The organism is Lentibacillus amyloliquefaciens (genome assembly GCF_001307805.1).
GTDB classification, from domain to species: Bacteria; Bacillota; Bacilli; order Bacillales; family Amphibacillaceae; genus Lentibacillus; species Lentibacillus amyloliquefaciens.
In genome coordinates this window covers 3,641,649-3,658,467 of the sequence record NZ_CP013862.1, presented here as the reverse complement: position 1 = coordinate 3,658,467, position 16,819 = coordinate 3,641,649, and the positions used below count along the sequence as shown (strand labels likewise).

Below are 16,819 nucleotides of genomic sequence, written 5' to 3'. Positions count from 1 at the left end.
ACACTTAAGAAATTTAGAATATAAAAATGACTCCCCGATTCAGGAGTCATTTTAAAATCTATACATGAACACCGATACCCGGCCCAAATGGCACACCCAACATCACAAAGACCAGAAACAGGATTATCCAGACAGTAAGGAAAATGAGACTGTATGGAAGCATGAGCGCCATCAAAGTCCCAAGGCCGGCTTTGTTATCGTATTCTTTCATAAATGCCAGGACGATCACAAAGTATGGATTCATCGGGGTTACAATATTGGTAGACGAGTCGGCAACACGATAGGCAGCCTGAATGAAAGCTGGATGGTAGTCCAAAATATAAAACATTTTCAGAAATACCGGGGCTTCAAGTGCCCATTGTGCTGAGCCACTATAAACGAACAGATTCAACAAAGCTGTCAGGAGTATAAACAGAACAACAACAGTAATACCTGTCAAATCAACCGAATCCAGAAATGATGCACCTGTGACTGCCAGCCATGAACCAATGTTTGTCCATTCAAAATAGGAAATAAACTGGGACACAGCAAAAATAAGGACAATGAAACTTGACATATCCTTCATTGCTTCCCCCATATATTTAGCAATAGACCGTGAGTTATCAATTTTTTTCAATGTTACCCCGTATGTCACACCAATTGTTATGAAAAACAGCATAATAACAGGGACAATACCGGAGATGAACGGTGATGGAATCATGCCACCCTGGTCATTTCGGAGTGATGAATCCGGCCAAACAAGGGCAAGGATCAGTAGTGCTATATAAACGACTGCCGCTATCACAGCATTTCGAAGTCCTCTTTTTTCCAATGCAGTCGTTTCATCAAACGTTTTCGTCAAACCACCATCATATCGACCAAGTCTGGGCTCTACAATTTTTTCCGTAATCAATCCCCCAGCTGCTGTCAGTACAAGTGTTGAAACAAGCATGAAGTACCAATTGTCGACCGGTGTAACGGTGGGAGCTCCTTCAATCGTCTGCATCACTTCAGTGGATATGCCGGATAACACAGCATCGGTGTTGGCCACAATAATGTTAGCTGTAAAACCGGCTCCGACACCTGCGAATCCAGCCGCCAATCCTGCCAGCGGATGTCTTCCTACATTGTAGAAGACCATCGCTGCAAGTGGCGGGACAATCACAAAGGCAGCATCTGCAGCCAGATTTCCTAAGATACCGGTAAATACGACCGCATATGTAATCAACGCCTTTGGTGCACGCAGAATCGTATTCTTAATGAGCGTCTCCAGTAAACCAACTTTATCCGCTAACCCGACACCAAGCATCATCGTAAGCACAATCCCGAGAGGTGTGAAGCCGACAAAGTTTTCAATGACGGATGTGACCATAAACTGCAAGCCTTCTGCTGACAACAGATTTTTAATGGATGTCTGTTCATCACTTCCGGGCTGATTAAAGGTCACATCAAACAATGAAATGAATCCGGACAATAATATGACCAAAACAGCGAGTGATACAAACAGCATGAAAGGATCCGGAAGCTTGTTCCCAATCCGTTCAATCGTATTTAAAAAACGCGTGAACCCGGCATTCTTTTTCTGCTCTGCCATCATGTACCCTCCTAACTTACTCGGTTCGTATTTTACATGATAAAGTAAATCTTCAATCAGTGGGGATTTTCTTTCTTCCCCCACTGATTGTTAGATGAACAAATCGGACATTTACTGGCAGTTGATACCCCACCTAATCTTCATCGTATACGCGAACATTTGAGGTGGGGGTCTTACTGTCAGTTACATGCGGGATAAAATAGTGAATCATATCAAGCGTAACTGAATCGATTCATCCCTATTATCTGAGGGAAGTGGGATTTATACCAGTTTGCAGGGGCTCCGGCCATCCTCAAACTGAATTCGGTACCCATCCCCATTGAAGTGCACCATAAAACGCATGGACTGAATAATCCATGCGTTCGTGTTACAAAATTACTTTTTCAGTTTGGAAAGCTGGTCGGCCAGTGCATTATTCTTAAACCCGTCATCCTGATTTTTCAGGTATTTGTTGACGTCTTTGTTGGATACTTTCTTGTTCTTTTGCTGTTCTTTCCGTTTATTGAATGCTGACAGCTTTTCAGAAAACCCGCACTGGCATGAGAACGTTTGACCATCGCCCTCACCGCGCAGTACCATCCGTTTATGGCAGTTCGGGCATCGGGCATTGGTTCGCTTGAAAATGTTCTTTTTATGGCCGCATGATCGGTCCTGACAGACAAGCATTTTGCCTTTTTTGTTATCAATTTCCATCATCAATTTCCCGCAATCCGGGCACTTGCTGCCGGTCAAATTATCGTGTTTAAATTTATCCTCGCTCATTTTGATCTGATAAACGATCTTCTCAGTGTAGCCTTTAATCTCACCTATAAAATGCTTCTTGTTCAATTTACCTTCAGCAATCTGACTAAGCTTGGTCTCCCACTCAGCAGTCAGTGCCGGTGAACGCAGATCTTCCGGAACGAGTTCAAGCAGCTGGCGGCCTTTTGATGTTGTGAAAATGTGTTTGCCGCGCAATTCCATAAGCTGGCTGTTAAACAGCTTCTCAATAATATCCGCCCGGGTGGCAACGGTTCCGATGCCACCGGTTTTGCTAATGGTTTTAGCCAAGTGTTTTTCATCCTGATCCATATAGCGGACCGGATTTTCCATTGCCTGCAGAAGTGCTCCTTCTGTGAACCGCTCAGGCGGCTTTGTTTCACCAGTCGTCAGGTTAAGCTTGATACCGGAAAGTTGAGCACCTTGTTGCACATCCGGCAATTGCTGTTCATCATCTGCTTCATTGTCACTGTATATTTCTTTCCAGCCTTGCTTCTTAATATTTTTTCCTTTGGCGATAAAGCGTTCACCGCCGATTTCAGCCTCGATTGTCAGCTGTTCGTATTCATGCGGATCCGACAAAACGGCCAGGAAACGTTTCACGACCAGATCATAAATTTTCCGTTCTTTGTCATTTAAATCCGCCAGAGCCGGGGATTCTTCTGTTGGAATAATCGCATGGTGATCAGACACTCCGGCGTTATTGACAACTGATTTCGGCAATTTCCATTCCTTTTTCATCAATTTACTTGCTGTCTTAGCATATTGGTCCACATTGACTGCTTTCACCCGGTCTTTTAGCGTCGGGACGATATCACTCGACAGAACCCGTGAATCAGTACGCGGATACGTGAGAACTTTATGCTGTTCATATAGTTTTTGCATCAGCGACAGTGTCTGTTTTCCGGAAAACCCAAATATACGATTGGCTTCCCGCTGCAACTCTGTCAGGTCATACAATTGTGGTGCGTGTTTTTTCTTGTATGACTTGTTAGTGTTTACAATTGTTGCCGGCTTATTTTTTAATTGGTCAAGCAGTTTGTCTGCTTTTTCTTTGGAGAATATTCGGCTGTTGTTCTTATTATCCTGCCATGTCACGCGCATAGCGGTGTTTGTTTTTGCTTCAATACCGTAAAATGGCTGCGGCTTGAATTCGTTTATTTCCTTCTCCCTTGCTCGCACCATCGCGAGTGTCGGTGTTTGTACACGTCCGGTCGACAACTGCGCATTATATTTCGTTGTAAGCGCCCGCGTGGCATTCAGCCCGACATACCAGTCGGCTTCCGAGCGTGCAACAGCAGAAGCATAAAGGTTTTCATATTGCTTACCCGGTTTCAGATTTTTAAAGCCTTCCCTGATCGCTTTATCCGTAACCGATGAAATCCAGAGCCGTTTCACGGGCTTGTTGACACGCGCTTTTTCAATTATCCAGCGGGCGACCAGTTCGCCTTCGCGGCCGGCATCGGTGGCGATGACAACATCACTGACATCTTTGCGGTTAAGTTGTGTTTTTACCGCGCTAAATTGGTTGCCGGATTTCTTAATGACCACAAGTTTTAACTCATCCGGAAGCATCGGCAGATCATCAAGACGCCATGTTTTCCATTTATCTTCATATTTCTCCGGGTCTGCCAGGGTTACGAGATGCCCCAACGCCCACGTTACGATGTATTTAGATCCTTCCATAAAGCCGTTGCCCTTTTTGTGACAGTTCAGCACACGGGCGATATCCCGACCGACAGAAGGTTTTTCGGCTAATACGACTGTTTTGCCCATAAAAAATAATTCCTCTCTCAATGATTTTCTCTTCATACTGTAACACAAATTCCATTGATATGTGCGTCTTTCACACCATCCGGCGATTTCCATACACTATGTTAGACAATTACGAAAGGAAAATGATATCGATGCTCCACTATACCGGATTAATTTTATTAATTTTCGGCGTCAGTATCGATGGGTTTGGGGTTGGCATGTCATATGGCGTGAGACGTGTTCATGTACCGCTTGTGGCACTCGTCGTTATTATGCTCTGTTCCGGTCTGGTCGTCTACCTGGCCATGACAATCGGCAATGTACTTAAAACGTTTATCACGCCTGCAATTGCGGATAATATCGGCGGGGGCATCATCCTTGTAATCGGTGTGTATTGCTTATACAATGTGCTGCGTTCCAAAAAGGAAACGATTGGATCATTTTCAGCCGATCAAGAGACATGGGACCAATTCAAAGCTGTCATGAAAGAGCCACAGCAGGCAGACCTCGATCAATCCGGCAGCATCTCACTATCAGAGGCTTTTTTGTTAGGTGCTGCACTGGCAATTGATGCATTCGGAGCGGGACTTGGCGCAGCGATGCTCTCATATTCACCGATTGTGACGGCACTGTCAATTGCTTTGATGAGCGGTCTGTTGGTTTTCTTTGGTGTCAGAATGGGTCACTTTCTCTCAACAAAAAAATGGACACAGCAATTAACCTTGCTGCCTCCATTCCTTCTCATTTTATTGGGCATTGTTAATATAATTTAATTATTAAGCTTCGCGTCATGGCTTGATCGCTTTTATTAGATACCGATTACAGTATTGAAATAATCCAGCCTATGACTACAATTGCACCAATCACCATCAAAATCGTTCTTAACATATAGTTCATCCTTTCAAGCAATCATTGGTTAACCACAGCTTTCCCTGACAGTTGAACCGGAAAACATGTAAGGCACGTTACGTGATGATGTTAAGCAAAACGGTGACTGTTATAATACTGACAAGTGTCGTGACAAGCGTGATACTCGAAACAAGGTCAGGTTCCGAATCAAACTCAATCGCATACATCGTTGTCGTTGCCGCACTCGGCATTGCAGCCACAATGACAATCACTGCACCAATGACAGGTTCAACCGGCACAAGCCAAATAAACAGCAATGCAAAAAGAGGCGAAATGACCATTCGTGTTATGGAAGCTGACAAAATAACCTGCCAATCGAATTTCAGCGACGTAATTGAAGCAAGCTGCATACCCAAAATCACCATCATTAATGGAATGGCCGCATTACCCAGCATAGTCAACGTTGAATAGACGGATTCAGGTATGCTGACCGACATTGCCTGAAATCCAATCCCCAAAACTGCCGCATACGTTGCAGGCATCTTGAAAATTGTTTTTAATGCGCGCAGGAAGCCACTGGTGCTGCGCGAAGCATAGTAAACACCGAACACATTCATGATCATCGTCTGAAGTACCATTAAAAAGATAGCATATGGCATAGCCTCTTCACCGATGCTGAACAAAATGACCGGCACGCCATAATTGCCGCCATTCATAAACGCCGTTGTCAGGATTGAACCACTTTCTACCGATTCGGTCCATTTGAAAACCCTCGCACATATTTTTATCAAAACGATCATTAAAAATAATAACAGAAAAGCATAAATGACGATTACAGTATAACCTTGATTGAAGCTCGCTTCATATAAATTTGTAAACACCAAAGCAGGCAGAAAGATATAAATCGATGCAGCTGCAAGCGACTTCACATCAAGAACCCGGATGCGCTGCAAGACAAATCCTGCCCCAAATACTGCCATAATCGGCAATACGACCTGAAAGAATATAGCCATAAAAACATCTCCATTAAAGATGATCATTAAATTCCCTGTAACTAATTAAAGATTCACTATATCAGTCTATCACTCAATCAAAGAGTGCGCCAGCAGTTGACAATCATTGAGTAATGTAGTAAAGTAACTTAATCGGAAGTAAAATAAGTCGTCATTTCTGGCATTCTGCTAGTTCGTTTTTGAAGATGCTTATTCTCACTGGCGCGGCTTCGGGGTCGCAAGGACGTCAGAGCAGGAAGGGCTGACGTTGCTTAAGTTTAGAAAACACCAGTGGAACATAGACCGCGGTAAAGGAAAATCGATGAAAATGCGTGTTCAAAAAGGAGGATAACAAGGACCGAGAATTTCGAGGCGGCGCAGTTTCGAGTAGCGGAATGTATGCCTTTAGATACATGAGCAACGGAGAAACAAGCCAACGAAGAAATTCGATGTGTCATTGTTACCGGACTTTTTGAACAGCCTCTGAAAATGATATTTTCCACCCGAGTAATCATTCGGGGCAATAAAATGAAAGCTTATGTGTTACTTTAGTAAACAAAGGGGTACTCTTCATAATAAGGGTACCCCTTTTCCAATACATATCAGGAAAGAAGGCATGAAAATGAAAATTGGAGCAGTTCAGACAATGCAAGTGATTCGGCAGACAGAAGCGGGATATATTCTACAAAACGATGTATTTTTGCCTAATGAGGCGGCCGAAACGAAACTGACGAAAGGCGAGAAAGCTGATGTGTTTCTCTATAATGATAGAAAGGGCGCTATTTTGGCGACAACAACTCACCCCTTAGTCCAAGTGGATGAATTTGACTGGGCTGAAGTCGTTGATGTCGTCTCCGGGCTAGGTGTTTTCGTTGACATCGGAATTGAAAAAGAAATGCTCGTTTCACAAGATGATCTTCCATTATTTGAAAGCGTTTGGCCAGTCGAAGGCGACATGTTGTTTGTCACTCTGACTGCCGACAAGAAAAACCGGTTAAGGGCAACGCCTGCAACAGAACAAATTTTCGAGGAGCATTGGAATCTTGCATCGACTGATCTCCTGAATCAGTCTATAAACGGCCGGATATATCACACCAACAAAGAAGGTTCGGCCATGATTTCAAAAAACAGTTATCGCGGATTCATCCACCATACTGAGCGCAAACAAGAACCGCGCCTCGGTGAATGGGTGGAAGGACGCATTATTGACGTAAAGGAAGAAGGCACGTTAAATGTCTCTCTCAGACCACTTAAACAAGAGGGTATGCATGAAGATGCGGACGCGATTCTAAATTATCTTGAGCAAAATGATGGCCTCATGCATTTTAGCGATAAAAGCGATCCTGAAGATATCCGCGGGACGTTCAGCATTAGCAAAGCGGCTTTCAAACGTGCGCTCGGCAGATTAATGAAAGAAGGAAAAGTCAAACAAAGTGATGGAAAGACCTATCTGATTTAACTCGACTGGCATATGTATAGACACTGCAAACTGACGTCTGGCTCAAACGCAGGATAGCTCTATTTACCCTCGTTGAAATCGCGTTTTCCGTGCATACCCGCTCTTCGGCTGAAATCAAAAGATATCTGCCCTTTCAATCAGGCAGATATCTTTTCAAACTGTATTCTACGCTTGTGCATGTCTATAGGTTTCAACAATTGATGTCGTAATGAATGCGACCGCAGCAGCAAACAAGCTGGCACCGCCCCATCCCCCAAGACCTAAGCCGATCACTTCAATATTGGCAAAGGCTGAAATGGTCACCAAAATGCCGCCGATACCAGCTACTGCAGCCGCCGGTATGTAAATGCCATAGCCGCCGGAAGATGCCACGGTGACTATAATATTAATAATCATAATGACAACAAGTACCGAAATGCCCATCACCAAGGCTAAGCTAAACATGAAATCACCTCAACATATCTTTATGAACTATATATTAGTTTATCGATTCGGAAAGACAAAGTCAATTTAATGCTTGCACAAACAGAAGATTTCAGAAAAGGTGCGCAATCAGAAAAACTTCACATCAGTTTCACTTAAGAGGACTACTCAAAAAACCAGCAGTCCTCTTCATGTCAAAGGCTCAATGACGCCTTTGTTATCATGCTTTTCCTTCATATGATTTCGGTAATATTTTTCCCCACACTTTATGCAAGATGAAGGCAAGAATAATAAGTGTTACAAGACCAATCACAAGACCCAATATGCTTGATTTGGTCATCCCAGCAGTGAAGAAAGCAAGCACACCGCTGACCCCGGCAGTGATTGCATATGGTATCTGCGTGTTAACGTGATCAATGTGGTCACTTGATGAACCAGCCGAGGACAAAATGGTTGTATCCGAAATTGGTGAACAATGGTCCCCGAAAACACCGCCGCTGAAAACAGCTGCAATAGCCAGATACATCGATATATCCATTGAAGCAGCAATCGGCATCGCAATAGGAATCATAATTGCAAAGGTTCCGTATGATGTTCCGGTTGTGAATGCGACAATAGCACCGATAAAGAAGATCAGTACCGGTATGACTGAAGGTGACGCTGTTTGTTCAGCAAAATTTACGAGGTATTCAGCTGTGCCAAGTTCAGTCGTCACATCGCCAATTGACCAGGCAAGTGCCAAAATAATATAAACAAGCACCATGCTCCTAAAACCGCTCACAATCAGTGACATCGACTCTTTAAACGTGTAAAGCTTTTGCTGCATCCCCATCAATAGCGCTACAATACCAGCCACAAAAGCAGCAATCAAAATCGATGTTGCACCATCAGCTTCCCCGAACGCCGTTACAAAACCCTTTTCAGGGTAACCGCCGGTCCACAGAAATAGCGGTGGAATCATTCCAATCAGCACAACTAACGGTACAATCATATTCCGAATTTTAGGTGTATAGCCTTCTGCCACCTCAACATTCAGCATTTCATCATCGGATGGCGGCGCTGCGTCATCACGCATTAACTTGCCTGTGGTTCTCGCACGGTACTCCGCTTTCGCCATCGGCCCGAAATCCCATTTTGTGAATATGATAATAGCAACAAGCACAAGAGATAAAATGGCATAAAAATTAAATGGGATTGTGAAAATATATGTCATGTACTCTGATTCGGATATCCCCAGCTCTGTATATTGAGCCCCTATCAGTCCCATGACAAAAACAACCCAAGTGGAAACAGGACCCAAGAGACTGATTGGTGCTGATGTTGAATCAACCACATATGCCAGCTTTTCGCGTGAGATACGCATCTTATCTGTCACCGAACGCATAACACTGCCAACTGTCAGTGCATTAAAATAATCATCGAAGAAAACAATCAGTCCAAATAACATTGTTGAACCCAGTGTGCCTTTCGTTGTTTTGGCTTTTTTGGAAATGGCATTTGCAATCGCGTGGGCACCACCCGTTTTTTGCAAAAAGGCTATCAGGACACCGAATAGCCCACAATAAATCAGGACAGTCGCACTCCAGGGATCTCCAACGCTCGGAATAATAAAGTCATTGAAACTTGCATATAGTCCCATAAATGGATTCCAGTCATACATCATTGTTGCTCCAAGCCACACCCCGGCAAATAAAGCAGGTATAACATTTCTGGTAATGAGTGCCAGAACAATCGCGATAACCGGAGGCAGCAAAGACAGTATTCCAAACTCCATTCTTATCTCCCCCTTTCTGAATAATGGACATACCTATCTTAAATATATGCCCTATCTTCTCATATTATTTACATTTATAGAAGTTAAAATTTATTTTTAAACAAAAAAGTCTATTTAAGCGTTCTCAATAGACCTGCAGTTATTCTTTATTTAGAACATTTAAACAAAAAACTCTTTTTGGATCATCTGTCACTAAAAACTCCCGGATTTCCTCAACAGTCAGCCCGACAGCTTTTGCCTCTTTAATGAGAACGATCCATTCCTCATCCGGATTAAGTAAAAATTGATCGCTCATCCTGTATCTCCCCCTGCCATTTATCGGCTGTGTGCAATAGTTATTTGAAAATGCTCAGGCACTTTAATTATCACAATAGCACATGTTGCAAAAGATGTAATGTATACGCAGGTATTACGTTTGCAGCCCGGCATTCAATAAGCCGCTCCAATTACCTCGGAGCGGCTTTCATCAGGACATTTCCGTTTAACCTATTGCTGTTTATTGGACATGTCTGATTCAGCGATTTTGATCATTCGCTTGACCATTTCGCCTCCCACAGAACCGTTTTCACGTGCAGTTGTATCTGCGCCGGGCCGGACGCCAAATTCCTGAGCAATTTCCTGTTTCATGTTTCCCATTGCATCCTCTGCTCCAGTCACCAGCAAATCATTTTTGTTTTCTGCCACAACTGATCACTCCTTGTGGGAATTCGAACAGATACTGAAATGAACCTGTTCAAAATTAGCTTTTAGCTTTGACGGCGTTTTTACCCCTGTTAAAAATTGCATATGCAGTAGGCTTCCCAACATTTGAACGGTTCTCTTTATTCGAAAGCGTGAACTTTATCAGATTAGTTGTGAACTTTAGCGAAAACGTATTGAACTTTAGCGTATTCAGTGTGAATTTCAGCATTTCCCCTATTTCTTGCTCCATTCCGCCATCCACTTCATCGCAAAAGATAAACACCTATGCTAAAATGCTTTTATAACTACATTGACAGAGGAGACACATATGACATATAAAATTTTATTTCTTGATATTGATGGAACCATATTAAAATCCGACCATACATACTCTGATGCGACAAAACAAGCCATTTCTTCAGTTAAAAAACAAGGGGTCGAGATTTTTCTCGCTACAGGCCGTCCGCTTCATGAAATCAGCGAGCTTGCAGAAGACTTGGATATACACTCGTTTATTGCTTATAACGGGGCATTTGCCATTCACCAGGACAAGACAATCGTCGATGAACCAATGCCGCAACGCAACATCGAAAATTTTTTGGACATCGCAGCCAAAAATGGTAACGAACTGGTGATGTATACGCGTAACAAAAATTACTTTACGACTTTAAACAAGCCACTTATTTCCGAATTTACTGATGTTTTCAATCTGACACAAAATGAACTTTTTACCCCTGAAGTGGCCAATAAAATTTTAGGTGCAACGGTTATCAATGCGACACCGGAACAAGCTTCTTTGTATGAGATTGCATCCAACCTGCGTCTTTCACCGGTTCATGTAAACGGAGCGGAAGATACCTATGACATTTTGCGGACAACAGTCAATAAAGGCCACTCGGTCGAGCAGATACTCCATCTGCTTGACATCCCACGTGAACAGGCGATTGCCTTCGGTGACGGCATGAATGACAGGGAAATGCTTGAAGCTGTCGAGGAAGGTTTTGCAATGGGGAATTCCCCCGAGGAATTGTTTAACTTTGCGAAACATAAGACAGCCACCGTTGCCGAAAACGGGATTTTCTATGGTTTAAAACAGCTTGGCTTGCTATGACTGGAAAAGGGAAATTTAACATAAGGAATCAGGGCTAATTCTTTACAATAAATAAGCGTCCAAGACCTTCAAGCTCTTGAACGCTTATTTTAACTAAACCAGCAGTAACCACAAAATGAACGTAACCATAATTGCCACAATTCCTTGTAATAACGTTCCGGCAGTTTGTGCTTTATATGCTTGAGTCACGGACATGCCGCTAAATTCTTTCACAACCCAGAAGTAACTGTCATTGACATGAGAAACAACCATTGCACCGGCACCTACTGACATAACCACTAAAGCAAGTGGAATCGCTCCAGTTACCCCAACTTCCGGAAGTAACGGTGCTATTAATGTAGATGTGATGACAAGGGCAGCAGTTGAAGAACCTTGAGCTGACTTTAACGCAGCCGCAATCAGGAATGGGATAAAAATAAACATTGCACCGGTGAAAAATGCATTTTCACCAAAACCCTGGATGCAGTAGGGGTTGTCCCCACTGATTAAAAGGAGCAAAGGGTAACTTCGCCACGTCAATAGCCAACGCCTCCTGAGACCATCATCCTGTTGGCCCGAACAGAAACGGACAATTAGGGACAGTTAGCCGCCGTTTTCGCCGGTTTACTGTCTGTTAAATACGGGATAAACGAATTACTTGTTTTGTCTGTTCATAAAGCAGTTGATCAGCATTTTCCATACACTCCTTGAGTGACAACGGCTTATTAACGATTGAAAAACAACCCGAAAATTTTTCACCTAAAACATCCAAGTTTCCATCCAAACTGCCTGAAATCAAAACAGCTGGAACATGATATTTTTGGGCCAAAGATGCAATATAGCCAGGTGCTTTCCCGTAAAGCGTCTGTTCATCACTCTGCCCTTCACCTGTCAGAACAAGGTCAGCATTCTGGATTGCTTCTTCTGTGTTCATGGCATCCGCTAAAAGTTTTGCCCCGGAAACAAGACTCCCTCCAATGGCTAATAAAGCAAAGCCGAGGCCACCTGCTGCCCCTGCTCCGGGTATATTTCTATAATGTTTCTCCAAGACAGATTCAACTGCATCTCCGTATCGGTCCAGAGCAGAATCATATCGCTCCAGGTCCTCTTTTCTCAACCCTTTTTGTGGCCCATAAACATGAGTTGCCCCCCTTTCGCCGCATAACGGATTATCAACATCACTTGCAACTTTAATATCAGTTTCGGCAAGCCTTTCATCGATATCTTTAAAGCTTACACGACTAACTTGCTGTACATCTTTACCGTATGGACCAACTTCACTACCCTTTTGATCCCATGCTTTCATCCCCAACGCCATAAGCATTCCTAAACCGCCATCGTTTGTAGCACTGCCTCCGAGACCAAGGACAAACGAAGTACAGCCCTTGTCCAGTGCATCCATCATTGCCTCACCAATTCCCAAAGTTGTGGTTAAATCCGGATTTCGCTCATCTTCCGGCACCTGAACCAACCCTGCAATACTAGCACACTCAATGATTGCAGTGTGTGAATCAACAATGGCATACGATGTGTCTGCTTTTTCACCTAATGGACCCGTACATGTTATGGAGATTCGCTGTCCTTTTGTAGAAGCAAGCATTGATTCCAATGTCCCTTCGCCACCATCTGCCATTGGTTTTAAACTGACACGGCAGTCTTTATCGATTATTGTAATGGCTTTTTTCATAATTTCTGATGCTTTAATTGATGTTAAACTTCCTTTAAAAGAATCTGGCGCGACCACAATGTTCATACTATACTCCTTTTCTTATATATGTTTATTTAATAATATTTTGAAAGCGTTAACAATTAGCATAATATATGAAATGTTAGATATATTGCATTTAAAAAATTGTGCAATTGCACAGTTATATTTCTCTTCTACTCCTGATTACTTTTAATATCATGCCATCTGATATCCATTATCTTAATGCAGGTATTTGTGATATTCAACAAAATTGGATGAGATTTAATCGATGTAAGTATCGCTATAATGTGGTCAAAAGCGCTATAGACTGGTTGTATTGTTGTAGATGAACCTTGTTTTAGAGCCATAGTTCGAGGAAAATTGCATTGTAGCTTAGCCCAAAATGTTATAGAAGGCTTCAGAATGTTCATTATAGAAAAAGAGGACCCGTTCGTGGCCCTCATTCCTTCTCACTATCAAAAACAATTCCATTTTCTTTCCGTACTTTTTCAGTAACTTCAAGCACATCGTAACTGATCTGTTTCAGCCGCTCATATTTATCGGTGTCACCGGATTTAATAATACGGGCAAATTCTTTCGCTTCATAAACCATATTATTTGGATGATCATCTGCCTCGAGCCTTATTTCTTCCTTGGTGCTGTTCATAACCACTTTCGGATTGTACATATCCCCTGCATTGTCAAAAAACAGTGTCCCTTTTTCGCCGTGGATCTCACACTGATTGGAAGATTGCGCTATTTTAGAGCACAAAATCGTTCCGGAAAATCCAGGATATGTCAGTACCAATGCACCACTGCCATCCACGCCGCTATCGAGTTTCACCGGAAAATAAGCTGCCGTTTCAGGTTTGCCAAACAGTCCCGCTGAAAGCGCTAATGGATAGACCCCAAGATCCACCAGGGCACCACCTGAAAATTTGGCTGTAAATATATTCGGCTTCTCCCCTGCCAAGTATTTATCATATCGTGACGAATATTGCACAAATGGCAGGATCATGCTGCGGACTTGGCCGATTTTTTGCAGCCCTTCCTGCACGCTGGCAAAATTAGGTGAGTGGAGATTGCGCATGGCCTCAAACAAAAAAACATTATTGTCAGCAGCCGTTTCATAGGCCTTGTTCCATTCTTTTAAATTGGAAAATATCGGTTTTTCACAGATAACGTGTTTCTTATGTTCCAGAAAGGTTAAGACGTGTTCAAAATGCATCGCGTTTGGTGAGGCGATATAAACAGCATCCAACTCCTCACTTGCTGCCATCTTTTTTATGTTATTAAAAACTAGTTCTGCATTATGTTTTTCAGCGAAGGTTTTAGCTTTTTCCACTTGTCTGGAATAGACCGCTGTGTATGTTAAGCTTTCTGATTCCTTTGCGGCTTCAATAAAGGCCTCTGTTATCCAACCTGTACCAACTGTTCCAAATTTCATCCTCAGCCCTCCGATCCAATTAATGAAAAGGGATGGAAACGTTCTTCCACCCCTCAACTGCTTTATTCTATTGTTCCAGTTTCTCAATCCGTTTTTCAAGTTTCTCTGTCTGTTTCAATTGTTCAATCATCCGTTTAATAAGCTGAAGCTCTGCTTGTGCCGTCATCACGTGATCCTGTGCATGGATCATGAAGAAGCTAGGGACTGCTTTTTCGTCCTGACTTTGTATCAGTTCGGTCTGATATTTATGACCTTTTAAAAATTCATCATTTGCTTCTTCCAGCAATTTTTCAGCTTCATCAAATTTATATTCTTCGGCTTCATCAAGCGCTTCATAAGCTGCACCGCGGGCATTTCCGCCGTGAAGAATCAGCTGTGTCATAATCTCTTCATAACTCATAAAATAAACACTCCTCTTTATTCCTGGCTGTTTCTACGCCTCTTCTGATGCTTTTTCCTCTTGAACAAGCTGCTTATCATATCGCTTGAAGAACGGCCAATAAATGAGAGCAGCAATCACTGCATTCATGATTTGTACCAATCCGGCAACGAACGATCCGCCTGTTGCGATAAAACCACCGAAGAAAATTGGCACCGTAAATGGCGGCTGTACAACAACCGGCGGCATAACGCCCGTTGCAAACAGAATATAGTTAATCGTCACAATGACAACCGGCCCCAATACGAACGGGATAATTAATAATGGATTTAATACAATCGGCACCCCGAAAATCAGTGGTTCATTAATATTGAAAAGTGATGGAATAATCGCTGTTTTACCCACCTGTTTTAATTGAACTGACGTCGCAAACAGCAGAAATATCGCAAGACCAAGTGTCGCACCGGAACCACCGATGTGTGTAAACATGTGGAAAAAGGGTTCGGTAACAATACCGTTAGCTTCACCCGGATTGCCGGCACTGATCGCATCAGCATTATTAGCCATCTGGGTCATCCAGAACGGATACGCAACAGAGGACACAACGTTCATGCCATGAATACCGATCGACCAAAGCACCAGCATCAACAGAATCATACCAAGTGCAGCCCAGTATGAGTTAGATGCCGAGACAAGCGGACTGAATAAATCAAGCACTGCCTGTGGAATGGTCACACCAAAGTTCGCCCAAACGATCCATGCCAGCACCCACACGGCAGGCAAAATAAGCAGAAATGGCACGAGTGCACGAAAGGTTCGCATAACATACGGCGGCACCCCCGCAGGCATTTCAAAAGCCACACCTTTATTAATCAGAAAACGCATCGCTTCAGTCGTTAAAATACCTAAAATAATGGCTACGAATAATCCTTGTCCGCCCAGATAATTCAAAATTTCACCAAACGGAACTTGTGTAATATCAGTTACCGGGAACGCTGTCATGAAAAATGCCAGCATCGACAGTATACCAGCCATAGCGGCATCCATATCATGCCGAATAGCCAGACTGTAGCCAACACCGAATGCGACCGTCACCGCCATAATCCCGAATGTCAGATTATACGGGAATAAAATCTGTCCCTGAATCGGTGCAATGGCATCTTCCCACGCATTGATAATCCCCCAGTCAAGGGAAGTCGGAGGGTTGGCAATGATCAAGAAAATCGCACCTGTTATAATCACAGGCAATGCAAAGATGACAAACGCATCCCGAATTGACTGTAAATATTTATTTTGAGCGATTTTGCCCAAGGGTTCCATTAACTTATCTTCCATCCATTCTACCATGTTCATGTTGACTTACCCCCTGTTATTTCTTCAATTTTAGTATCTGATCAAGAACTTTTTCACCATCCATCAAAGCAAATGCCCGCTGATCAACAAGCTCCATTGGAATATCATGCTCGTCAGCCACTTTGGATACCTCTTTTTTTAGATGGCGCACTTGCGGTTCAAGCAGCGCAACGTCGTATTGGCTTGCTTGTTTCTTGAATTCACCTGTACCCCCAGCGAATGCTTCAACATCAAGACCTCTTTTTTCAGCTGCTTCCTGTACTTTTTTGGCCAATTGACTTGACGTAGCACCCCAACTGCACAATATAATGACTTTTGTTTGATCTGCCATAACTAATCGCTCCTTTGTAAAAATTTATTTTTTGGTTAAAATATCTTTAGCCATCTTATCGACTTTTTTATAATGGCCCATCAGCCAGTATGCAAACCATGATGCAGCAAAAATAACAATAGAAAATGCAATTCCATACCCGAGGATAAGATTAGCTGAAGGCTTCCCGGTTACCACCGAAAAAAGACCATAACCAATCCAAATGAATGCAAAAACCGAGGCATAAATAATAAAAAACCGCTTTAATTTGTTCATCCTATCCCTCCA

Annotated in this window: 16 protein-coding genes and 1 pseudogene; 3 read left to right on the top strand and 14 right to left on the bottom strand. The window is 42.9% G+C overall.

Features of this window, described 5'->3' with window-relative positions:
* Positions 1–58: 58 nt before the first annotated feature.
* Together AOX59_RS18015 and AOX59_RS18010 are read right to left on the bottom strand one after the other, a co-directional pair.
* Positions 59–1,573: an AbgT family transporter gene (locus tag AOX59_RS18015; protein ID WP_068447673.1), complete on the bottom strand. Its 1,515-nt coding sequence runs from the start codon at positions 1,571–1,573 to the stop codon at positions 59–61.
* 375 nt (positions 1,574–1,948) lie between these two features.
* Positions 1,949–4,108, bottom strand: coding sequence for a DNA topoisomerase III (locus AOX59_RS18010; protein WP_068447671.1), 2,160 nt, complete (start codon positions 4,106–4,108; stop codon positions 1,949–1,951).
* A gap of 98 nt (positions 4,109–4,206) precedes the next feature.
* On the opposite strand from AOX59_RS18010, the gene ytaF reads away from it, so the two are divergent.
* Positions 4,207–4,860, top strand: a complete 654-nt coding sequence (ytaF, locus tag AOX59_RS18005) for a sporulation membrane protein YtaF (protein WP_237049317.1) — start codon at positions 4,207–4,209, stop codon at positions 4,858–4,860.
* Between the two features lie 192 nt (positions 4,861–5,052).
* Here the strand turns inward: ytaF and AOX59_RS18000 are convergent, their stop codons facing one another.
* Positions 5,053–5,949, bottom strand: coding sequence for an AEC family transporter (locus AOX59_RS18000; RefSeq protein ID WP_068447666.1), 897 nt, complete (start codon positions 5,947–5,949; stop codon positions 5,053–5,055).
* Positions 5,950–6,550: 601 nt separating this feature from the next.
* Between AOX59_RS18000 and AOX59_RS17995 the strand changes: the two genes are divergently transcribed.
* Positions 6,551–7,387 (top strand): CvfB family protein, encoded by an 837-nt coding sequence (locus AOX59_RS17995; protein ID WP_082684258.1) that lies wholly within the window; start codon positions 6,551–6,553, stop codon positions 7,385–7,387.
* Between the two features lie 165 nt (positions 7,388–7,552).
* Here the strand turns inward: AOX59_RS17995 and AOX59_RS17990 are convergent, their stop codons facing one another.
* The 4 genes from AOX59_RS17990 to AOX59_RS17980 all read right to left on the bottom strand — a co-directional run bounded on the left by AOX59_RS17990 (position 7,553) and on the right by AOX59_RS17980 (position 10,268).
* On the bottom strand, positions 7,553–7,831 hold the full coding sequence (locus tag AOX59_RS17990) for a hypothetical protein (RefSeq protein WP_068447661.1): 279 nt from the start codon (positions 7,829–7,831) through the stop codon (positions 7,553–7,555).
* Positions 7,832–8,030: 199 nt separating this feature from the next.
* Positions 8,031–9,584 (bottom strand): Na+/H+ antiporter NhaC family protein, encoded by a 1,554-nt coding sequence (locus tag AOX59_RS17985; protein WP_068447659.1) that lies wholly within the window; start codon positions 9,582–9,584, stop codon positions 8,031–8,033.
* A 139-nt stretch (positions 9,585–9,723) separates the two neighbouring features.
* Positions 9,724–9,879, bottom strand: coding sequence for an anti-repressor SinI family protein (locus AOX59_RS19365; protein WP_082684257.1), 156 nt, complete (start codon positions 9,877–9,879; stop codon positions 9,724–9,726).
* Between the two features lie 191 nt (positions 9,880–10,070).
* Positions 10,071–10,268: an alpha/beta-type small acid-soluble spore protein gene (locus tag AOX59_RS17980; RefSeq protein WP_068447657.1), complete on the bottom strand. Its 198-nt coding sequence runs from the start codon at positions 10,266–10,268 to the stop codon at positions 10,071–10,073.
* Positions 10,269–10,593: 325 nt separating this feature from the next.
* On the opposite strand from AOX59_RS17980, the gene AOX59_RS17970 reads away from it, so the two are divergent.
* Positions 10,594–11,376 carry an HAD family hydrolase gene (locus AOX59_RS17970; protein ID WP_068447652.1) on the top strand — a complete coding sequence of 261 codons (783 nt, stop codon included), beginning with the start codon at positions 10,594–10,596 and terminating at the stop codon, positions 11,374–11,376.
* A 93-nt stretch (positions 11,377–11,469) separates the two neighbouring features.
* Here the strand turns inward: AOX59_RS17970 and AOX59_RS17965 are convergent.
* The 7 genes and pseudogenes from AOX59_RS17965 to AOX59_RS17935 form a co-directional block, all read right to left on the bottom strand.
* A pseudogene (locus AOX59_RS17965) lies at positions 11,470–11,814 on the bottom strand (GntT/GntP/DsdX family permease); the annotation flags it as partial.
* A 175-nt stretch (positions 11,815–11,989) separates the two neighbouring features.
* Positions 11,990–13,108 (bottom strand): glycerate kinase, encoded by a 1,119-nt coding sequence (locus AOX59_RS17960; protein ID WP_068447649.1) that lies wholly within the window; start codon positions 13,106–13,108, stop codon positions 11,990–11,992.
* Positions 13,109–13,502: 394 nt separating this feature from the next.
* The gene (locus AOX59_RS17955) at positions 13,503–14,489 is read right to left on the bottom strand and encodes a Gfo/Idh/MocA family protein (RefSeq protein ID WP_068447646.1); all 987 of its coding nucleotides are present in this window, start codon (positions 14,487–14,489) and stop codon (positions 13,503–13,505) included.
* A gap of 67 nt (positions 14,490–14,556) precedes the next feature.
* Complete coding sequence (locus tag AOX59_RS17950) at positions 14,557–14,889, bottom strand: PTS lactose/cellobiose transporter subunit IIA (protein WP_068447644.1); 333 nt, start codon at positions 14,887–14,889, stop codon at positions 14,557–14,559.
* A 33-nt stretch (positions 14,890–14,922) separates the two neighbouring features.
* On the bottom strand, positions 14,923–16,221 hold the full coding sequence (locus AOX59_RS17945) for a PTS sugar transporter subunit IIC (RefSeq protein WP_068447641.1): 1,299 nt from the start codon (positions 16,219–16,221) through the stop codon (positions 14,923–14,925).
* A 16-nt stretch (positions 16,222–16,237) separates the two neighbouring features.
* Entirely contained in the window at positions 16,238–16,552 is a 315-nt protein-coding gene (locus AOX59_RS17940; RefSeq protein ID WP_068447639.1) for a PTS sugar transporter subunit IIB, read from the bottom strand.
* 24 nt (positions 16,553–16,576) lie between these two features.
* Entirely contained in the window at positions 16,577–16,807 is a 231-nt protein-coding gene (locus tag AOX59_RS17935) for a hypothetical protein (RefSeq protein WP_068447637.1), read from the bottom strand.
* Positions 16,808–16,819: the final 12 nt, after the last annotated feature.